The sequence below is a fragment of the Thermus sp. H19.2 genome, assembly GCF_054979525.1.
Map to the genome: position 1 here is coordinate 285,982 of NZ_CM143429.1, position 15,961 is coordinate 301,942.

The window sequence follows — 15,961 nt, forward strand, 5'->3', positions numbered from 1 at the left end:
CGGCAAATGCCCGAGGAGCTAAGGCTTTACCTGAAGGAGCGCTTCGGCGTCCTGGGGCCCCTTCCCCCAGGGCGCTTCGAGGCCGAGCTCGCCAAGCGCCTGGGGAGCCCCGCCCGGCGGGCCCCCCTCCTCAAGGCCTGGCGGGCCTACCTGGGAGGCGGGGGGCGGGAGGCGGTGCGAAGTTTCTACCGCGAGGTCCTCAAAGTCCCCAAGGGGGAGGCCCTGGTCTACGGCATGCACCTCCCCTTCCTGGAGTTTTACGCCAAGGAGGTGCCTCCCCGGGTGGAGGGGAAGGTCCTGGAGGTGGGCCCCTTCACCGGGGCCCTGGTGGGCTATCTGCAGAAGAAGCGTCCCGAGCTGGAGTGGCACGCCCTGGAGGGGGTGGAGGAGGCGGTGGAGGTGGGGAGAAAGAGGGTGCCGGAGGTGGCCTGGCACCTGGGCTGGGCGGAGGAGGCGGCGCTTCCTCCCTTTGACACCCTGCTCCTCCTTTCCGTGTTCCCCGAGGGGCTCGTGGACCAGGACCTGGAAAGCCGCCTGACGCCCGAGGCCTTCTGGAAGCGCTTCGCCTTCTTTGAGCGCCTGCCCCTGTTCCTCCGCCTCCTTCGGCCGGGGGGGCTTCTGGTCTACGGGCATGGACCCTTTTTGGGCAAGAGCCCGGAAGGGGTGGAGGAGGGCCTTAGGCGCCTGGGCTTTTCCCAGGTGGAACGGGTGGGGGAGGGGGAGTACTTCCTCGTCCTGGCCCGCAGGCCCGAGGCCCTGGCGGAGGCCTCCTGGGAGGAGGCCGTGGAGGAGCCCTGGGAGGAGCCCGAGCCCGTTTTGGCCGGGGGGGTGGACCTGGAGGAGATGCGGGCCCTTTTGGAGGGGGGCAACCACAAGGAGGTCCTGGCCCGCCTGCCCGAGGAGGCGGCGGGGGAGGCCGCCTACCTCCGGGGCCGGGCCCTCCTGGCCCTTTCCCGCTACGCCGAGGCGGAGGAGGCCCTGAGGCGGGCCCTCTCCGAGGAGGCGGAGGACCTCCGGGCCTTGGTCCTGGTGGAGCTTGGGGAGTACGAGCGGGCCAGGCCCCGCCTCGAGGCCCTGGCGGTGCGGGGCGGGCGGTACCGGCTGGCCCTGGGCCGGGTCTACCTCGCCCAGGGGCGGTACGCCGACGCCCTGAGGCAGTTCGTGGAGTCGGGCCTCCCCGAGGCGGAGCTCTACGTCCAGGAGGCCCTGGAGCGCATCACCGAGCGCATGCGCCGCTTTGCCCGGGAGGGGGAGTGGGCGGAGGTGAGCCGCCGGGCGGAGTTCGTAGAGGACCTCGCCCCAGGCCTCCTCACCCGGGAGATGCTCCGGCTTGGGCTGCGGGCGGCCCTTGTTCAAGGGCTCTTCGCCCGGGCCGAGCGCTACGCCAGGAGGCTTGCCGATCGGGACGAGGCCGAAGGGTTCCTGGGGCTGGCCTTGAGCGCCCTCCGCCTCCGCACCCCCCTGGCGTACCGGGGGGAGGACCTGAAGGCCGTGGAGCCTTACCTCACCGAGGCCTTGAGCCGGGCGGAGATCCCCGAGGCCTCCTTGCTCCTCGGCATCCTCCGCCAGCGGGAAGGGCGCATGGCCGAGGCCCTGCACCTCCTGGAGCGGGCGGCCCGCCACGGGGAGGGAGAGGTGGCGGGCCTGGCCTTCCACCATCTGGCCGAGGTGAAGCGGATCCTGGGCCGCCCGCTAAAGGAGGTCCTGGGGGACCACAAGCGGGCCCACGCCCTAAGGGCCTACCCCGCCCCCTACCTCTTCCGGCTGGCCCAGGAGGCCTTGAAGGGGGGAGAGGAGGTCCTGGCCCGGGAGCTCCTTTCCCGGGCCCGGGATGCGGGGCTCGAGGCCGTGGCCGAGGAGGACCTCCTGGGGCTACTGCACCTCCTGGAGAGGCTGGAGGGGCCTTGGGCCGCCTTTAGCCTGCTCTACCAGGCCCTGGGCCGCACCCCAAGCCCTCCCCTGGAGCTTTTGGCCCTGGCCTACCGCCTCTCCCGCTCCTTCCGGGAAAGCCCCGAGGCCGAGGCCGTGCGGGGGCAGTACCTGGCCGCCCTCTACGGGGCGGGGAGGGCGGCGGAGGCGGAGGCCCTTCTCCTTTCCGAGCTCCAGGGGCACCCCCAGGCCCTGGAGGTCCTCTTTGACCTGGCCGAGCACCACGAGGCCCAGGGGGACTGGCGCCGGGCGGCGGAGTACTGGCAGAAGGCCCTGGAGGTGGCCCTTTACCGGGAGAAGGACCTGGCCTTGGCCCGGGAGCTTCTCCGGAACCTCCTCTTCCTCAAGCCCCACGACGAGAGCCTCGCCCTCTACCTGGAGGAGCTTAGGGCGGTGGGAGAGGGTTTGAAGGCCTTGGGGGAGGAGGCGCCCCGCCTGCCCGAATCCCTCGGCGACCTTTTGGAGGAGGACCTCCCCCGCTTCCACGGGGAGCACCTCCTGGTGGTGGGGGGGCATACCCAGCTTAGGAGCCGCCTGGTGCCCTTTTTGGAGGCCCGGGGCCTCAAGGTGGACTGGTACGACGCCGACAGCGCCGGGGTGGGCAAGGAGGCCCTGAGGCGCATCCAGAGCCGCCTGGAGAAGGCCCACGGCCTCATGATCGTTTCCAGCTACGTGGGGCACGACCTCTCCGAGCCCGTGCGCCTCGAGGCCGAGCGCCTGGGGGTGCCGGTGTACGTCATCCCCGGGCGGGCCCGGGGAACCACGGGGTTCTTGCGGGCCCTCAAGGCCTTCGCCCCCGAGGTCTTCAAGAAGGCCCTCAAAGGGGTACAGTGAGGGGCGTGGAGGCCTTGAAGCTGGGCTACTCCCCCTGCCCCAACGACACCTTCATCTTCTACGCCCTCACCCACGGCCGGGTGGAAAGCCCCGTCCCCGTGGAGCCGGTTTTGGAGGACGTGGAAACCCTGAACCTTTGGGCCTTGGAGGGGAGGCTACCCCTCACCAAGCTCTCCTACGCCGCCTACGGCCGGGTGCGGGACCGGTACGTGGCCTTAAGGAGCGGGGGGGCCCTGGGGAGGGGGGTGGGGCCCCTCCTGGTGGCCAAAAGGCCCCTCCAGGGCCTGGAGGGGCTTCGGGTGGCGGTCCCGGGGCGGAACACCACCGCCTTCCTGCTCCTTTCCCTCTACGCCCAGGGCTTCCGCCCCGTGGAGGTGCGCTACGACCGGATCTTGCCCTTGGTGGCCCAGGGGGAGGTGGAGGCCGGCCTCATCATCCACGAAAGCCGCTTCACCTACCCCCAGTACGGCCTCACCAAGGTGGTGGACCTGGGGGAGTGGTGGGAGGGGTGGACCGGCCTGCCCCTGCCCCTGGGGGCCATCCTGGCCCGGCGGGACCTGGGGGAGGAGCTCATCCTGGCCCTGGACCATGCGGTGCGCCGAAGCCTGGAGTACGCCTGGGCCCATCCCGAGGAGACCCTGCCCTACCTCAAGGCCCACGCCCAGGAGCTTTCCGAGGAGGTGATCTGGGCCCACGTGCGCGCCTACGTGAACGCCTTCAGCCAGGACGTGGGCGAGGAGGGGAAGAGGGCGGTGGAGCGGCTCTTCGCCGAGGCCGAGGCCCGGGGGCTTCTCCCTCCTTCCCCCGAGCCCCTCTTTTTATAGGCTGAGAGCATGTTCCAGGAGCTTCCCCTCGAGGCCCAGAAGGCGGCCCTCCGGGCCTTCCAGCCCCTTAGGGTGCGGCGGGGCACCCGCCTCTACGCCGAGGGGGACCGGGCCGATGGCCTCTACCTGGTGCGGACAGGGTGGATCTGGCTGGAGCGTTCCGGGCCCCTGGAGGAGCCCGCCACCTTGGGGGTGGTGGGCCCTGGGGGGCTTCTGGGGGAGGAGGCCTTGGTGGGGGAGAGGCGCACGGCGGGGGCCTCGGCCCTCACCTACGCCGAGCTCCTCTTCGCTCCCCAGGAGGCCCTCCTTTCCCTCTTGCGGGGTTTTCCCGAGGTGCAGGCCTTTCTCCTGAAGGCCTTTTACGCCAGGCTCAAGGCGGCGGAGGCCCGGCTTTGGGAGGTGCGCCACCTCCCCGTGGGGGGGCGTCTGGCCCGCCTGCTCCTGGGCCTGGCCCAAGGGGGGGAGATCCCCTTCTCCCACCAGGACCTGGCCCGCATGGTGGGGGCCACCCGGGAGACGGTGACCAAGCTCCTGGGGGAGTGGGCCCTGGAGGGCTGGGTGGAGCTGGGCTACCGCCGGGTGGAGGTCCTGGACCCCGAGGCCCTTGCCCGCTTGGCGGAGGCGCTTTAGGCTTTGAAGCATGGAGCCCATCCTGCTGGCCCGCCTTTTGAACCTGCCCCAGGGGGAGGAGGCCTTGAGGTCCCGCCTGGGCCGGGGGGGCCACCCTAAGCTCCGGGAGGCCCTAAAGGCCTACCTCAGGCGCCTTCAGGCCCCGGAGGAGGCCTTCCGGGCCCTGGGGCGTCTGGAGGTGGGGGCGGTGGTCACGGGCCAGCAGGCGGGGCTTCTGGGGGGGCCGGCCCTCACCTTTTACAAGGCCCACACCGCCTTGGGCCTGGCGGAAAGGGTGGGGGCGGCCGGGGTCTTCTGGGTGGCCTCCCAGGACCACGATGTGGAGGAGGTGCGCCATCTTCACCTCCTCCTGGAGGAGGAGGTGCGCACCCTCTCCCTTGCCCTTCCCCCCCGCCCCGCGGGGCGCCTTCCCCTCGAGCCCCACCGCAAGGCCATCGCCGACTTCCTCGGCCCTTGGGCAAAGGACCCCCGCCTGGCCTACGCCCTGGAAGGGGAGACGCTTTCCGAGTTCTTCGCCCGGGTCCTCCTGGCCTTTTTGGGGGAGCGGGGGCTTCTGCCCTTTGACCCCATGGCGGAGGAGCTGGCTCCCCTTTTCCAGGAGGCCCTGGAGCGGGAGATCCAGGACCCCTTGGCTAGCGCCGAGGCCATCAACCAGGAGGCGGAAAGGGTTCGGGCCCTTGGGGGGAAGCCCCCCCTTAGGCGTAAGCCCGGGGCCACCAACCTCTTCCTGGAGACCGACCAGAGGCGCCTCCTCTTCTACGAGAGTGGGGCCTTCACCGATGGGGTGCGGCGCTACACCCCGGGGGAGCTTCGGGAGATCCTGAGGGCCGACCCCTCCCGCCTCACCCCGGCGGCGGGCCTCAGGCCCGTGCTGCAGGACCTCGTCCTCCCCACGGCGGGCTTTGTGGTGGGCCCCAACGAGTTTCGCTACGTGGCGGAGCTTTCCCGGGTCTACGCCCTCCACGGCCTTTCCATGCCCGCCCTCTTCCTGAGGATGCGGGGGGTGGTGCTGGAGCCCCCCATCCGGCGCATCCTGGAGCGGTACCGCCTGGACCCCTGGGCCTTGGTGGACCGGGGGGAGGAGGTCTTCCTCCAGGCCCTCCGGGAGAATCTGGAGGGCTTCCGCCAGGTGGAAGGGGAGCTCGCCCGGCTTCTGGAGGAAGCCCAGGCCCTGGCGGAAAGGGCCCGGGCCCTGGAGCCCACCCTGGAGCGCCCCTTCCGCCGCTTCCGCGCGCGGATATTGGGAGAAGGGGAGCGGCTTCTTGGGAAGGTGCTCCGCGCCCGGCTTTCCCGGGACGCGGTGCTTTCCCACCACCTGGAGCGCCTAAAGCGCCACCTCCTCCCCCTGGGGCTTCCCCAGGAGCGGGTCTTCCCCTACCCCATGTACGCCCTCCGCCACCAAGACGCCCTGAAGAGGCTGAAGGAGGCGCCCTTGGAGGGGCGGGCGGTGCTGGTCTTGGGGTAAGATGGGGAGGAGTATGAAGCGCCTGTTGGGGCTCCCTCTCCTTGGGGTCTTCTTTCTGGGAATCCTCCCCGCCTCGGCCCAGGAGGGGGACCTCCCCTTGCGGGTCCTCCTGAAGGAGGCTCCTTTGGGCCAGGAGGTGGTCCTCAAGCTCCCCGAGGGGGAGGTGCGGGCCTGGGGCGTGGCCCAGGGGGTGGCGGTGGAGGGAAGGGTTTACCCCTCCCTTGACCTTTCCGTTCCCTATTTCGCCCTAGAGGGCCGGGCCTACCGGGGCGGGGTGCGCCTCCTGGTGGAAGGGGGGAGGCTTCTTTTGGTGAACCGGGTTCCTTTGGAGGACTACCTCCTCGGGGTCCTGCCCGGGGAGATGCCCGAGGGGTTTCCCCTGGAGGCCTTGAAGGCCCAGGCGGTGGTGGCCCGCACCTTCGCCGTGAGCCGCCTGAACCCCAAGGCTCCCTACGACCTCTGCGCGGGCGAGCTCTGCCAGGTCTACCTGGGCTTTTCCGCCGAAAAGGAACGGTACCGCGTGGCGGTGGCGGCCACCCGGGGCCAGGTCCTAAGCTACGGGGGAAAGGCCATCTCCGCCCTTTACCACGCCGACTCCGGGGGGATGACGGCGGGGAGCGAGGAGGTCTTCGGCAAGGCCCTGCCCTACCTCCGCCCCCGCCCCGACCCCTACGCCAAGGGCCCCAAAAGCCTCTGGCGGATGCGGGTGGACAAGGCCCAGGCGGCCAAGGTGCTCCAGGCCCTGGGGTTCAGCCCCACGGGGGAGGACCCTCCCCAGGTTCTGGAGCGGAGCCCCTCGGGCCGGGTGTGGCGGGTGCGGCTTCTGGGGGTGGAGCTTCGGGGCCTCGAGGCGGGCCGCTTCCTGCGCCTCCTGGGCCTCCCCTCTACCCTGGTGGAGTTCCAGGGCTTTGAGGCCCTGGGTCGGGGAGCGGGGCACGGCGTGGGGCTTTCCCAGTGGGGGGCCAAGGGCATGGCCGAGGCGGGGTACGGCCACCGGGAGATCTTGGGGCACTACTTCCCCGGCACCTTTCTTTCGGACCTTCTCCTAGGGGGGCTTCCGGGCCCGGCCTTAGCCCTTCGCTAGCCCATGTGGATCCCCACGCCCCTTGGGCCCCTCTGGCTGGAGGTTTCCTCCCTGGGGGTGCGGCGCTTGGAGCCCGTCCTTTTTCCCCGGGGAGAGGAGGCCAGGGGCTCCCTAGCCCGTGCCGTGCGGGAGAGGGTGGAGGCCTATTTCGCCGGGGAAAAGCCCGATTTTTGGGACCTGCCCCTGGACTACACCGGCCTTTCCCCAAGCCGCATCGCCCTCTACCAGCGGGTGCGGCGCATTCCCTACGGAAAGACGGAAAGCTACGGGCGCCTGGCCCGGGAGCTTAGCCTTGCCCCCCGGGCCGTGGGGGCGGCCCTTAGGGCCTGCCCCTTCTTCCTCCTGGTGCCCGCCCACCGGGTGATCCACGCCGACGGGCGCCTGGGGGGCTTCGCCGGGCAGGAAGGGCTGAAGCGCTGGCTCCTCGCCTTTGAAGGGGCCCTAGACCTCCACCCAGACCGCTAGGGAAAAGGGGGGAAGCTCGGGGCCACAAAGGCGCCCCCCCATGGGGGTGCATAGGCTTCCCGAGAGGAGGTCCACCGCCTGGGCCCCCCGGGGCAGGGCCCCGTGCAGGGGGAAGTCCTGGCGGAAGGGATAGGAGGTGGCGTTCACCACCACCAGGTAGGGCCCGCGGGTGAAGGCCATGTGCCCGTCTTGGGCGTAGACGCGCCGGTAGGGGGCGGTGCGCAGGAGGGGATGCTCCTTCCTGAGCCGGGCCAGGCGCCCTACCGTTTCCCGGATCTCCCTTCGCCAGCGGACCTCCTCCCAGACCATCCCCCCCCGGTTCGCCGGGTCGGGGCCCCCCTCCATGCCCACCTCCTCCCCGTAGTAGACCGTGGGGTTCCCAGGCAGGAGGAAGAGGAGGGCCAGGGCCAGCCTGGCCCGCTCCACGCTACCCCGCAGGAGGCTCAGGAGGCGGGGGGTGTCGTGGGAGGTGAGGAGGTTCATCTGGGCCCGCACCACCTCCTCCCGGTAGCGGCCAAAGAGGTTTTCCAGGCGGTGGCTGAAGGCCAGGGCCTGGAGGGGTTCAACGGGCCCAAGCCCCGAGCGGGCGGCGAGCTCCCGGTCCAGGGCCTCCCCCCCCACGAAGCCCAGGAGGGCCCGGGAGAGGGGGTAGTTCATGGTGGCGTCAAACATGTCCCCTTGGAGCCAGGAGTCGGCCTCCTCCCAGATCTCTCCCACCAGGTAGGCCTCGGGGTTGGCCTCCTTCACCCGTCGGCGGAAGGCCCGCCAAAACTCCGGGTCCGGGATCTCGCCCGGCACGTCCAGCCGCCAGCCATCGGCCCCAAAGCGCACCCAGTGCTCGGCCACGGAAAGCAGGTACTCCCGCACCGCCGGGGTTTCCACCTTGAGCTTGGGGAGCTCGGGGTTGCCCCACCAGGCCTCGTAGTTGGGCTCGAGGCCGTAGGCGTTGAGGGGAAACCCCTTCACGTGGTACCAGTCCCGGTAGGGGCTCGCCTCCCCGTTTTCCAAAAGGTGCTGGAAGGCGAAAAAGCCCCTCCCCGTGTGGTTAAAGACCCCGTCCAGGATGACCCTCATCCCGTGGGCGTGGGCCACCTCCAGGAGGTGGCGGAGGGCGGCGTTGCCCCCCAGGAGGGGATCTACCTGGAAGTAGTCCACGGTGTGGTACCGGTGGTTGGCGGTGGAGGCGAAGACGGGGTTGAGGTAAAGGGCTTCCACCCCGAGGTCCAGGAGGTAGGGGATCTTCTCCGCCACGCCCCAAAGCGTCCCCCCCTTGAAACCCCTGAGGGTGGGCGGGGCTTCCCACGGCTCAAAGGGCCCCGCGGGGGCGGGCCTGCCCGGGGGGCCTGCGCGGAAGAAGCGGTCGGGGAAGATCTGGTAGAAGAAGGCGCCCTCGTACCAGGCCATGGGGAAGAGTGTACCACAGAAAGAATGTGCCTAGATCACAAAAATCCTTGCCGGGGCCGGGGGCTTTTGGTATCCTCCCGGGGTGAGGGGTATGCGGGGCCAGCTCTTCGTCATGACCGGGGCCAGCGGGGTGGGGAAGGGCACGGTGCGCGCCAAGGTCCTGGAGCGCACCCGCCTCTTCTACTCCATCTCCATGACCACCCGCCCGCCCCGCCCGGGGGAGCGGCACGGGGTGGACTACTACTTTGTGGACCGGCCCACCTTTGAGGCCCTCCTCGCCCAGGGGGGGTTTTTGGAGCACGCCGAGTACGTGGGGCACCTCTACGGCACCCCTAAGGCCCCGGTGGAGCGGGCCCTGGCCAGGGGAGAGGACGTGCTCTTGGAGATCGAGGTCCAGGGGGCCCTCCAGGTGAAGGAGCGGATGCCCGAGGCGGTGCTCATCTTTCTGGTGCCCCCTTCCCTTTCCGAGCTGAAGCGGCGCCTGGTCTACCGGGGTACGGACTCCCCCGAAAGGATCCAGAAGCGCCTGGAGCAGGCGGAGAGGGAGATCAGGAACGCCCACCGTTTTGACTACGTGGTGGTGAACGACGTCCTGGAGGAGGCCGTGGCCGACTTCTTGGCCATCCTCACCGCCGAGCGCCGCCGCCAGGCGCGGATGGGGGAGGCCATCGGGCGGGCCCTGGCCCGGGACGAGGTTTTGGAGAGGGACCTGGACGAGATTCTGAGGAGGAGTCATGGCGGAACCGGGGATTGACAAGCTCTTTGGCATGGTGGATTCCAAGTACCGGCTCACGGTGGTGGTGGCCAAAAGGGCCCAGCAGCTTTTGCGCCACCGCTTCAAGAACACCGTCTTGGAGCCGGAGGAAAGGCCCAAGATGCGCACCCTCGAGGGCCTCTTTGACGACCCCAACGCCGTCACCTGGGCCATGAAGGAGCTCTTGACGGGCAGGCTCGTTTTCGGGGAGCACCTGGTTCCCGAGGACCGCCTGCAAAGGGAGATGGAGAAGCTTTACCCCGTGGCGGAAGAGGAGGCTTAGTGGCCCGGGTGCTGGTGGCGGTCACGGGGGGGGTGGCGGCCCTCAAGGCCCCCCACCTCCTCCGCCTCCTCCGAGCCGAGGGGCACGAGGTCCGGGCCCTGGCCACGGAGAGGGCCCTGGAGTTCATCACCCCCCTTTCCTTGGCGGTGGCCGCGGGGGGCGAGGTGGCCACGGAGGAGGCCTGGTTCCGGCCCGACGGGAGGGCCCTCCACATAGAGCTCGCCCGCTGGGCGGAGGTGGTTCTGGTGGCCCCCGCCACGGCGGACGCCATGGCCAAGGCCGCCCTCGGCCTCGCCGACGACCTCCTCTCCGCCACCCTCCTCGCCGGGTCCAGGCGGGTGGCCTGGGCCCCCGCCATGAACGAGGCCATGTGGCTTTCCCCCCAGGTCCAGGCCCACGCCGAGCGGCTCAAGGCCCTGGGCCACGCCCTCTTCGGCCCCGCCTACGGCCCCTTGGCGGCGGTGGGGGAAGGGGAAGGGTGGGGGCGGATGCTGGAGCCCGAGGAGCTCGTGGAGCGCCTCGAGGCCTTCCTCGCCCCCAAGGACCTAAAAGGCCTCCATCTCCTGGTCTCCGCCGGGCCCACCCGGGAGTACCTGGACCCCGTGCGCTTCCTTTCCAACCCCTCCTCCGGGCGGATGGGCTACGCCGTGGCCGAGGCCGCCCGGGACCGGGGGGCGGAGGTGGTCCTGGTCTCGGGCCCCACCTCCCTTCCCGACCCTTGGGGGGTGGAGGTGGTGCGGGTGGAAAGCGCCCTGGAGATGCGCCAGGCCATCCTGGACCGCTACGCCTGGGCCCAGGCGGTGGTGATGGCGGCGGCGGTGGCCGACTACAGGCCCGCCGAAACGCTAAAGGAGAAGGAACCCAAGGCCGAGGCGGAAAAGGTCCTCCGCCTCGTGCCCAACCCCGATATTCTCAAGGAACTCGGGGAGAGGAAGGAGGGCCGGGTCCTGGTGGGCTTCGCCATGGAGACCGGGGAGGGCCTGGAGCGGGCCAGGGAGAAGCTACAGCGCAAGAACCTGGACCTCATCGTCCTCAACTGGGTCAACCGGGAGGGGGTGGGCTTCGGGAGCCTGGAGAACGAGGTGGTCCTCCTGCTTAGGGACGGGCGGGTCCTGGAGCTTCCCCGGATGCGAAAACGGGACGTGGCCGAACGTATACTGGACTTGGTCAAGGAGTTGGGGCGCTGAGGGGTTGGGTATGCGTAGCAAGGCGGAGCGGCACCGCGCCATCCAGGAGATCGTGCGCAAGGAGGAGATCAGCACCCAGAAGGAGCTGGTGGAGCGCCTGCGCCAGCTCGGGTTTGAGGTGACCCAGGCCACGGTGAGCCGGGACATCGCCGAGCTCCGCCTGGCCCGGGTGGCCCTGGGTAAGGGGCGGCACAAGTACGCCCTCCCCTCCATGGAGCTTCCCGAGGAGGTGTACGAGGAGCTCCAGCGGCAGGTGGGCCTCTTCGTGAAGGACGTGGACCGGGGCGGCAACCTCTTGGTGCTCAAGACCGCCGAGGGGCACGCCTCGGGCATCGCCCTCCTCATAGACCGCTTGAAGCGGGACGAGATCGTGGGCACCCTGGCGGGGGAGGACACCATTTTGGTGGTGGCCCGCACGGAGGAGGACGCCAGGACTTTGGAGGAGGAGTTCGGAGGGCTCCTCCTTGCGGGCAAAGCCCTAGGACCGAAGCGGGCCTCCTCCTAAGCCGTGCCCGAGTTTTTCCTCAAGTCCTTCCTCACCCTCTTCGTGGTCATGGACCCGGTGGGCCTGGTGCCGGTGTTCTTGGCCCTGGCCGGGGACCGCTCCCCCAAGGAGCAGGCCCGCATCGCCCGCAAGGCGGTCTTGGTGGCGGGGGGGCTCCTCACCTTCTTTTTCTTTTTCGGCCGGGGGCTTCTGGGCTACCTGGGCATCAGCCTGGACGCCCTGCGGGTGGCCGGGGGCATCCTCCTTTTCCGCATCGCCACGGAGATGGTCTTCGCCCACCACGAGCGGGAGACGGAGGAAGAGGCCAAGGAGGCCTTGGAGAGGGCGGACATCTCCGTCTTCCCCCTGGCCATCCCCCTCATCGCCGGACCGGGGGCCCTGGCCAGCGTGCTGGTCTTGGGGGCGGAGGCCACGCGGGTGCCCTTAGGGGTGGGGATGGTCCTCTTCACGGCCTTTTTGGTCCTGGCCCTGGCCTACCTCTTCCTGCGGGCGGCCATCCGGGTGCGCCGGGCCCTGGGGCGCACGGGGATCAACGTGGTGACCCGGGTTTTGGGCATCCTCCTCGCCGCCTTGGCGGTGCAGTACGTGGCCCAAGGGGTCAAGGGCCTTCTTTAGGCTTGTTGCGGTACATCCGGCGGTCGGCCTCCTGGAGGAGGTCCTCCAGGGTCCCCTCCTCTGCCCCAATCCCCCCGGCGGCCACCCCGTAGGCCAGGCTTTCCCGCAACCGCTCCACCAGGAGGGGGGCCTCCTCTTCGCGGAGGCCCAGGTGGAGGCTCACGAACTCGTCGCCCCCGATGCGGAAGGCCAGGTCCCGCTTCCGGCAAAGGCGCAGGAGGGCCTGGCCCAGGGCCTTCAGGGCCTGGTCCCCGGCGGCGTGCCCCTCCCGATCGTTGAGGGCCTTGAGGCCGTTGAGGTCCCAGTAGAGGAGGGTGAGGGGTTCCCCCAGGGTGCGGGCCTCCCTTTGCAGGCCCTGGAGGGCTTCCTCCAGGGCCCGGCGGTTGAGGAGTCCGGTGAGGGGGTCCGTGCGGGCGGCCGCCTGGAGGAGTTGCCGCTCTTTTAGGGCCTTGAGGAGGAGGGCGGCCTCGAGGGCGAAGGCCCGGCCCAGCTCCAGGGAAAGGGGGCCGAAGGCCTCGGGGTCGGAGAAGCTGTCCAGGTTCATGGTGGCCAGGACCTCCCCTTCCAAGACGATGGGGAGGCCCAGGGTGGCCTGGATCTCCAGGAGGCGGCCGTGCTCAAAGAAGGCGGGCCGGGCCTCCACGGTGCTTAGGGAGGAAAGCCTTCGCACCTCCTCCCCTTGGAGCACCCGGGGGCGGCCCTTGAGCCAGTTGTCCACCCCCAGGCCGTACCAGGCGAGCTCCTCCTCCAAGGTGGTGCGGGCCCAGAGGAGCTTTTTGCCGAAGCCCTCCTGGGCCACCAGATGGAAGTGGCCGCCCTCCCGCAAGAGGATGCTTCCCGCCTCGGCCCCGGGCACCGCGGCCACCGCCTCGCGGATAAGCTCCTGAAGAAGCTCCTCCGGCTCCTCGTGCCGTAAAAGCCCCTGGAGCACCCGGAGGAGGCCCTGGTAGGCCCGGGCGCGCGCGGCCAAGTCGCTCACCTCCAGCAAGAGGAGGTAGGTGCCCTCGGGGGCGGGAAGCCGGGCCACCCGGTAGGTCCTTCCCCGGGCGGTGAGGGACGTGCCTTGGGGCAGGGGCAGGTCCTGGGCCAGGGGGTTCCGCTCCACGCCCTCTTCCCGGAGGAGGAAAACGGGGTAGGGGGCCTCCAGGAGGCTCATCCCTGGACCTCGGGGCGCTCCAAGAGGAGCCGTGCGTGGGCGAGGGCGGCCTCGGTGTACTGGCCGGAGAGGAGGCGGGCCAGTTCCCGCACCCTGGCCTCCCCCTCCAGGACCTCCACCCGCACTTCCTCCCCGGTCTTCACCACCTTCAGGTGGCGGTGGGCCCGGGCGGCGATCTGGGGCAGGTGGGTGACCACCAAGACCTGCCGGGTTTCGCTCAGGCGGGCCAAGCGCTCGGCCACCTTCCAGGCGGTTTCCCCGCCGATGCCAGCGTCCACCTCGTCAAAGACCACGGTGGGGGCCTCGGCTCCCGTGAGGAGGGCCAGGGCCAGGGCCACCCGGGAGAGCTCCCCGCCGCTGGCCGCCGCGAGGGAGGCGGGGGGGAGGTGGGGGTTGGCGGAGAAGCGGAAGGCCACCTCCTCCAGGCCAAAGGGCCCCGGCTCCGGGAGGGGCTTAAGGTCCACCTGGAAGCGGGCCTTGGGAAAGCCCAGCTCGGAAAGCTCCCGCTCCATGCCCGCCGAAAGCTCCCGGGCCGCCTGCCCCCGGGCCTCCCTTAGGGCCTCCCCCGCGAGGAGGAGGGCCTCCCTGGCTTCGGCGAGCTCCCGGGCCACCTCCATAAGCCGGGTCTCCCCCCCCTCCAGGGCGGCAAGCTCCCTCCGGGCCCTTTCCCCGTGGGCCAGGACGTCCTCCAGGGTGGGTCCGTACTTGCGCTTCAGGCGTTCCAGAAGGGAAAGGCGGGCTTCCAGGAAGGAAAGGCGCTCCGGGTCCCCCTCCAGGCCTTCCAGGTAGTCCCCAAGCTCCCGGGCCACGGCCTGGGCCCCGTGGAGGGCGGCCTCCAGGTCCTGGGCCAGGGCCTCCAGGGCCCGATCCAGCCGCCCCCCGGCCCTAAGCTCCCTCAAGGCGGCCTCCAGGGGCGCCAGGGCTTCCTCCTCCAGGAGGCCGTAGGCCCTTCCTGCCCGCTCCCTCAGGGCCTCGAGGTGGCGAAGCTTCCGGGCCTCCTGCCAAAGCTCCTCGTCCTCCCCCGGGCGGGGCTTGGCCTCGGCGATCTCCTTTAACTGGAAGCGGAGCAGGTCCTCCCGCTCGGCCTTGGCCCTCAAGGCCTCTTCCAGGGCCTCCTTTTCCCCCTTCAGGGCCTGGTGGCGGGCGTAGGCCTCCTGGTAGCGGGCCAGGAGCCCGGGGTCCAGGAGGGCATCTAAAAGCTCCCTCTGCCGCCTGGGGGAGAGGAGGGTGAGGGCGGCGTGCTGGGCGTGGAGGGAAAGCCACCTTTCCGCCTCCTCCTGGAGCTCCCTGAGGCTCACCACCTCCCCGTCGATGCGAGGGGTGGAGCGGCTCCCCACCCTCCGGGAGAGGACCCGCTCCTCCTTTCCCTGGAAGAAGGCGGTGACCAGGAGGCTTTCCCCGAAGGGCCCCACCTTTTCCTCGGGCTTTTCCCCCAGAAGGAGGGCCAGGGCGTCCACCAAAAGGCTCTTTCCCGCCCCGGTTTCCCCGGTGAGGACGTTGAGGCCGGGGGAAAGCTCCAAGGCGGCCTCCCGGATCACGGCGAGGTTTCGCACCTCGAGGCGCCGGAGCATCCCCCTTATTTTAAGTGCCCAGCGGGCGCCTTCAGGGCATGGGATGGGCCAGGGCGAAGCGCCTCACCTCTTCCCTAAGGCTTTCCGAGGGGCCCTCCATAAGGGCCCGGTCCATGAGCTCGGCGACGAGGGGCATCTCCTCGGGGGTGAAGCCCCGGGTGGTGATGGCCGGGGTGCCGATGCGGATCCCCGAGGTGACCCGGGGGGGCTTGGGGTCAAAGGGGATGGCGTTCTTGTTCACCGTGATCCCCACGGCGTCCAGCCTCTCCTCCGCCTCCTTGCCGGTGAGGCCCTTGGGGCGCAGGTCCACGAGGAAGAGGTGGTTGTCCGTCCCCCCGGTGACGATGCGGTAGCCCCGGTTCGCGAGCTCCTCCGCCAGGCGCTTGGCGTTTTCCACCACCAGGCGGCTGTACTCCCGGAACTCGGGCTGCAGGGCCTCAAAGAAGGCCACCGCCTTCCCGGCGATCACGTGCTCCAAAGGCCCCCCCTGGATCCCGGGGAAGATGAGCTTGTCAATCTTCTTGCCGAGCTCGGGGTCGTTGGAGAGGATGAGGCCGCCCCTCGGGCCCCGGAGGGTCTTGTGGGTGGTGCTGGTGACCACGTGGGCGAAGGGCACGGGGTTCGGGTGGAGCCCCGCGGCCACGAGCCCGGCGAAGTGGGCCATGTCCACCACCAGATAGGCCCCCACCTCCTCGGCGATCTCCCGGAAGGCCTGGAAGTCCCAGAAGCGGGGGTAGGCGCTGGCCCCGGCCACGATCACCTTGGGGCGGTGCTCTAGGGCGAGGCGGCGGACCTCCTCCAGGTCTATGCGCTCCGTGTCAGGGCGGACCCCGTAGGAGACCACCTTGTAGAGCTTCCCGGAGAAGTTCACGCGGGAGCCGTGGGTGAGGTGGCCACCGGCCGCGAGGTCCATGCCCATGAGGGTGTCTCCCGGCTCCATCAGGGCCATGTAGACGGCCATGTTGGCCTGGGAGCCGGAGTGGGGCTGGACGTTGGCCCAGGCCGCTCCGAAGAGCTGCTTGGCCCGCTCTATGGCCAAGGACTCCACCCGGTCGATGACCTCGCACCCCCCGTAGTACCGGGCCCCGGGGTAGCCCTCGGCGTACTTGTTGGTGAGGACGCTCCCCACCGCCTCCCGCACCTGCTTGGAGACGAAGTTCTCGCTGGCGATGAGCTCCAAGCCTTCCCGCTGGCGCTTCTCCTCCAGGGCGATGAGTTCAAAAAGGGCCTCGTCCCTCAGGCTCGCGCGGACCAT

At 70.2% G+C, this 15,961-nt stretch carries 15 protein-coding genes; 11 read left to right on the forward strand and 4 right to left on the reverse strand.

Features of this window, described 5'->3' with window-relative positions:
• The first annotated feature begins 6 nt into the window (after positions 1 to 6).
• Genes ACY5J6_RS01660 through ACY5J6_RS01685 form a run of 6 tightly spaced genes read left to right on the forward strand, consistent with a single transcriptional unit; the run spans position 7 to position 7,231 of the window.
• Positions 7 to 2,763 (forward strand): tetratricopeptide repeat protein, encoded by a 2,757-nt coding sequence (locus tag ACY5J6_RS01660; RefSeq protein ID WP_462845675.1) that lies wholly within the window; start codon positions 7 to 9, stop codon positions 2,761 to 2,763.
• Between the two features lie 5 nt (positions 2,764 to 2,768).
• The gene (locus tag ACY5J6_RS01665) at positions 2,769 to 3,587 is read left to right on the forward strand and encodes a menaquinone biosynthesis family protein (RefSeq protein WP_462845676.1); all 819 of its coding nucleotides are present in this window, start codon (positions 2,769 to 2,771) and stop codon (positions 3,585 to 3,587) included.
• 9 nt (positions 3,588 to 3,596) lie between these two features.
• The gene (locus ACY5J6_RS01670; RefSeq protein WP_462845677.1) at positions 3,597 to 4,217 is read left to right on the forward strand and encodes a Crp/Fnr family transcriptional regulator; all 621 of its coding nucleotides are present in this window, start codon (positions 3,597 to 3,599) and stop codon (positions 4,215 to 4,217) included.
• Between the two features lie 10 nt (positions 4,218 to 4,227).
• A complete protein-coding gene (gene bshC / locus ACY5J6_RS01675) occupies positions 4,228 to 5,682 on the forward strand; it encodes a bacillithiol biosynthesis cysteine-adding enzyme BshC (RefSeq protein WP_462845678.1) in 1,455 nt (484 codons plus the stop codon).
• A gap of 13 nt (positions 5,683 to 5,695) precedes the next feature.
• Entirely contained in the window at positions 5,696 to 6,766 is a 1,071-nt protein-coding gene (locus tag ACY5J6_RS01680; protein ID WP_462845679.1) for a SpoIID/LytB domain-containing protein, read from the forward strand.
• A gap of 3 nt (positions 6,767 to 6,769) precedes the next feature.
• Positions 6,770 to 7,231, forward strand: a complete 462-nt coding sequence (locus ACY5J6_RS01685) for a methylated-DNA--[protein]-cysteine S-methyltransferase (RefSeq protein ID WP_462845680.1) — start codon at positions 6,770 to 6,772, stop codon at positions 7,229 to 7,231.
• Here ACY5J6_RS01685 and ACY5J6_RS01690 read toward each other — a convergent pair.
• Complete coding sequence (locus ACY5J6_RS01690) at positions 7,208 to 8,635, reverse strand: glycoside hydrolase family 13 protein (protein WP_462845681.1); 1,428 nt, start codon at positions 8,633 to 8,635, stop codon at positions 7,208 to 7,210. The two genes, ACY5J6_RS01685 and ACY5J6_RS01690, sit on opposite strands and share 24 nt — an antisense overlap.
• 91 nt (positions 8,636 to 8,726) lie before the next feature.
• Here ACY5J6_RS01690 and gmk point away from each other — a divergent pair, with 91 nt between their 5' ends.
• Genes gmk through ACY5J6_RS01715 form a run of 5 tightly spaced genes read left to right on the forward strand, consistent with a single transcriptional unit; the run spans position 8,727 to position 11,979 of the window.
• Positions 8,727 to 9,389, forward strand: a complete 663-nt coding sequence (gmk, locus tag ACY5J6_RS01695; RefSeq protein ID WP_054638580.1) for a guanylate kinase — start codon at positions 8,727 to 8,729, stop codon at positions 9,387 to 9,389.
• Entirely contained in the window at positions 9,370 to 9,672 is a 303-nt protein-coding gene (gene rpoZ, locus ACY5J6_RS01700; RefSeq protein ID WP_054638581.1) for a DNA-directed RNA polymerase subunit omega, read from the forward strand. The genes gmk and rpoZ overlap by 20 nt, the downstream gene beginning before the upstream one ends.
• On the forward strand, positions 9,672 to 10,859 hold the full coding sequence (coaBC, locus tag ACY5J6_RS01705) for a bifunctional phosphopantothenoylcysteine decarboxylase/phosphopantothenate--cysteine ligase CoaBC (protein ID WP_462845682.1): 1,188 nt from the start codon (positions 9,672 to 9,674) through the stop codon (positions 10,857 to 10,859). The genes rpoZ and coaBC overlap by 1 nt, the downstream gene beginning before the upstream one ends.
• Before the next feature lie 10 nt (positions 10,860 to 10,869).
• On the forward strand, positions 10,870 to 11,364 hold the full coding sequence (argR, locus tag ACY5J6_RS01710; RefSeq protein ID WP_462845683.1) for an arginine repressor: 495 nt from the start codon (positions 10,870 to 10,872) through the stop codon (positions 11,362 to 11,364).
• A gap of 3 nt (positions 11,365 to 11,367) precedes the next feature.
• A complete protein-coding gene (locus ACY5J6_RS01715; RefSeq protein ID WP_054638578.1) occupies positions 11,368 to 11,979 on the forward strand; it encodes a MarC family protein in 612 nt (203 codons plus the stop codon).
• Here ACY5J6_RS01715 and ACY5J6_RS01720 read toward each other — a convergent pair.
• The 3 genes from ACY5J6_RS01720 to glyA are packed head-to-tail and all read right to left on the reverse strand — an operon-like array spanning position 11,963 to position 15,961.
• Complete coding sequence (locus tag ACY5J6_RS01720; RefSeq protein ID WP_462845684.1) at positions 11,963 to 13,135, reverse strand: GGDEF domain-containing protein; 1,173 nt, start codon at positions 13,133 to 13,135, stop codon at positions 11,963 to 11,965. The genes ACY5J6_RS01715 and ACY5J6_RS01720 overlap by 17 nt on opposite strands.
• A complete protein-coding gene (locus ACY5J6_RS01725; protein WP_462845685.1) occupies positions 13,132 to 14,706 on the reverse strand; it encodes a DNA repair protein RecN in 1,575 nt (524 codons plus the stop codon). The genes ACY5J6_RS01720 and ACY5J6_RS01725 overlap by 4 nt, the downstream gene beginning before the upstream one ends.
• Positions 14,707 to 14,737: 31 nt before the next feature.
• Positions 14,738 to 15,961, reverse strand: a complete 1,224-nt coding sequence (gene glyA / locus ACY5J6_RS01730) for a serine hydroxymethyltransferase (protein WP_462845686.1) — start codon at positions 15,959 to 15,961, stop codon at positions 14,738 to 14,740.

Bases quoted from the DNA above. Each gene is read 5' to 3' on its own strand.
- ACY5J6_RS01660 (WP_462845675.1), top strand. From the start codon at position 7: ATGCCCGAGGAGCTAAGGCTTTACCTGAAGGAGCGCTTCGGCGTCCTG.
- ACY5J6_RS01670 (WP_462845677.1), top strand. From the start codon at position 3,597: ATGTTCCAGGAGCTTCCCCTCGAGGCCCAGAAGGCGGCCCTCCGGGCC.
- bshC (WP_462845678.1), top strand. From the start codon at position 4,228: ATGGAGCCCATCCTGCTGGCCCGCCTTTTGAACCTGCCCCAGGGGGAG.
- ACY5J6_RS01680 (WP_462845679.1), top strand. From the start codon at position 5,696: ATGAAGCGCCTGTTGGGGCTCCCTCTCCTTGGGGTCTTCTTTCTGGGA.
- ACY5J6_RS01685 (WP_462845680.1), top strand. From the start codon at position 6,770: ATGTGGATCCCCACGCCCCTTGGGCCCCTCTGGCTGGAGGTTTCCTCC.
- ACY5J6_RS01690 (WP_462845681.1), bottom strand. From the start codon at position 8,635: ATGGCCTGGTACGAGGGCGCCTTCTTCTACCAGATCTTCCCCGACCGC.
- gmk (WP_054638580.1), top strand. From the start codon at position 8,727: ATGCGGGGCCAGCTCTTCGTCATGACCGGGGCCAGCGGGGTGGGGAAG.
- rpoZ (WP_054638581.1), top strand. From the start codon at position 9,370: ATGGCGGAACCGGGGATTGACAAGCTCTTTGGCATGGTGGATTCCAAG.
- argR (WP_462845683.1), top strand. From the start codon at position 10,870: ATGCGTAGCAAGGCGGAGCGGCACCGCGCCATCCAGGAGATCGTGCGC.
- ACY5J6_RS01720 (WP_462845684.1), bottom strand. From the start codon at position 13,135: ATGAGCCTCCTGGAGGCCCCCTACCCCGTTTTCCTCCTCCGGGAAGAG.
- ACY5J6_RS01725 (WP_462845685.1), bottom strand. From the start codon at position 14,706: ATGCTCCGGCGCCTCGAGGTGCGAAACCTCGCCGTGATCCGGGAGGCC.
- glyA (WP_462845686.1), bottom strand. From the start codon at position 15,961: ATGGTCCGCGCGAGCCTGAGGGACGAGGCCCTTTTTGAACTCATCGCC.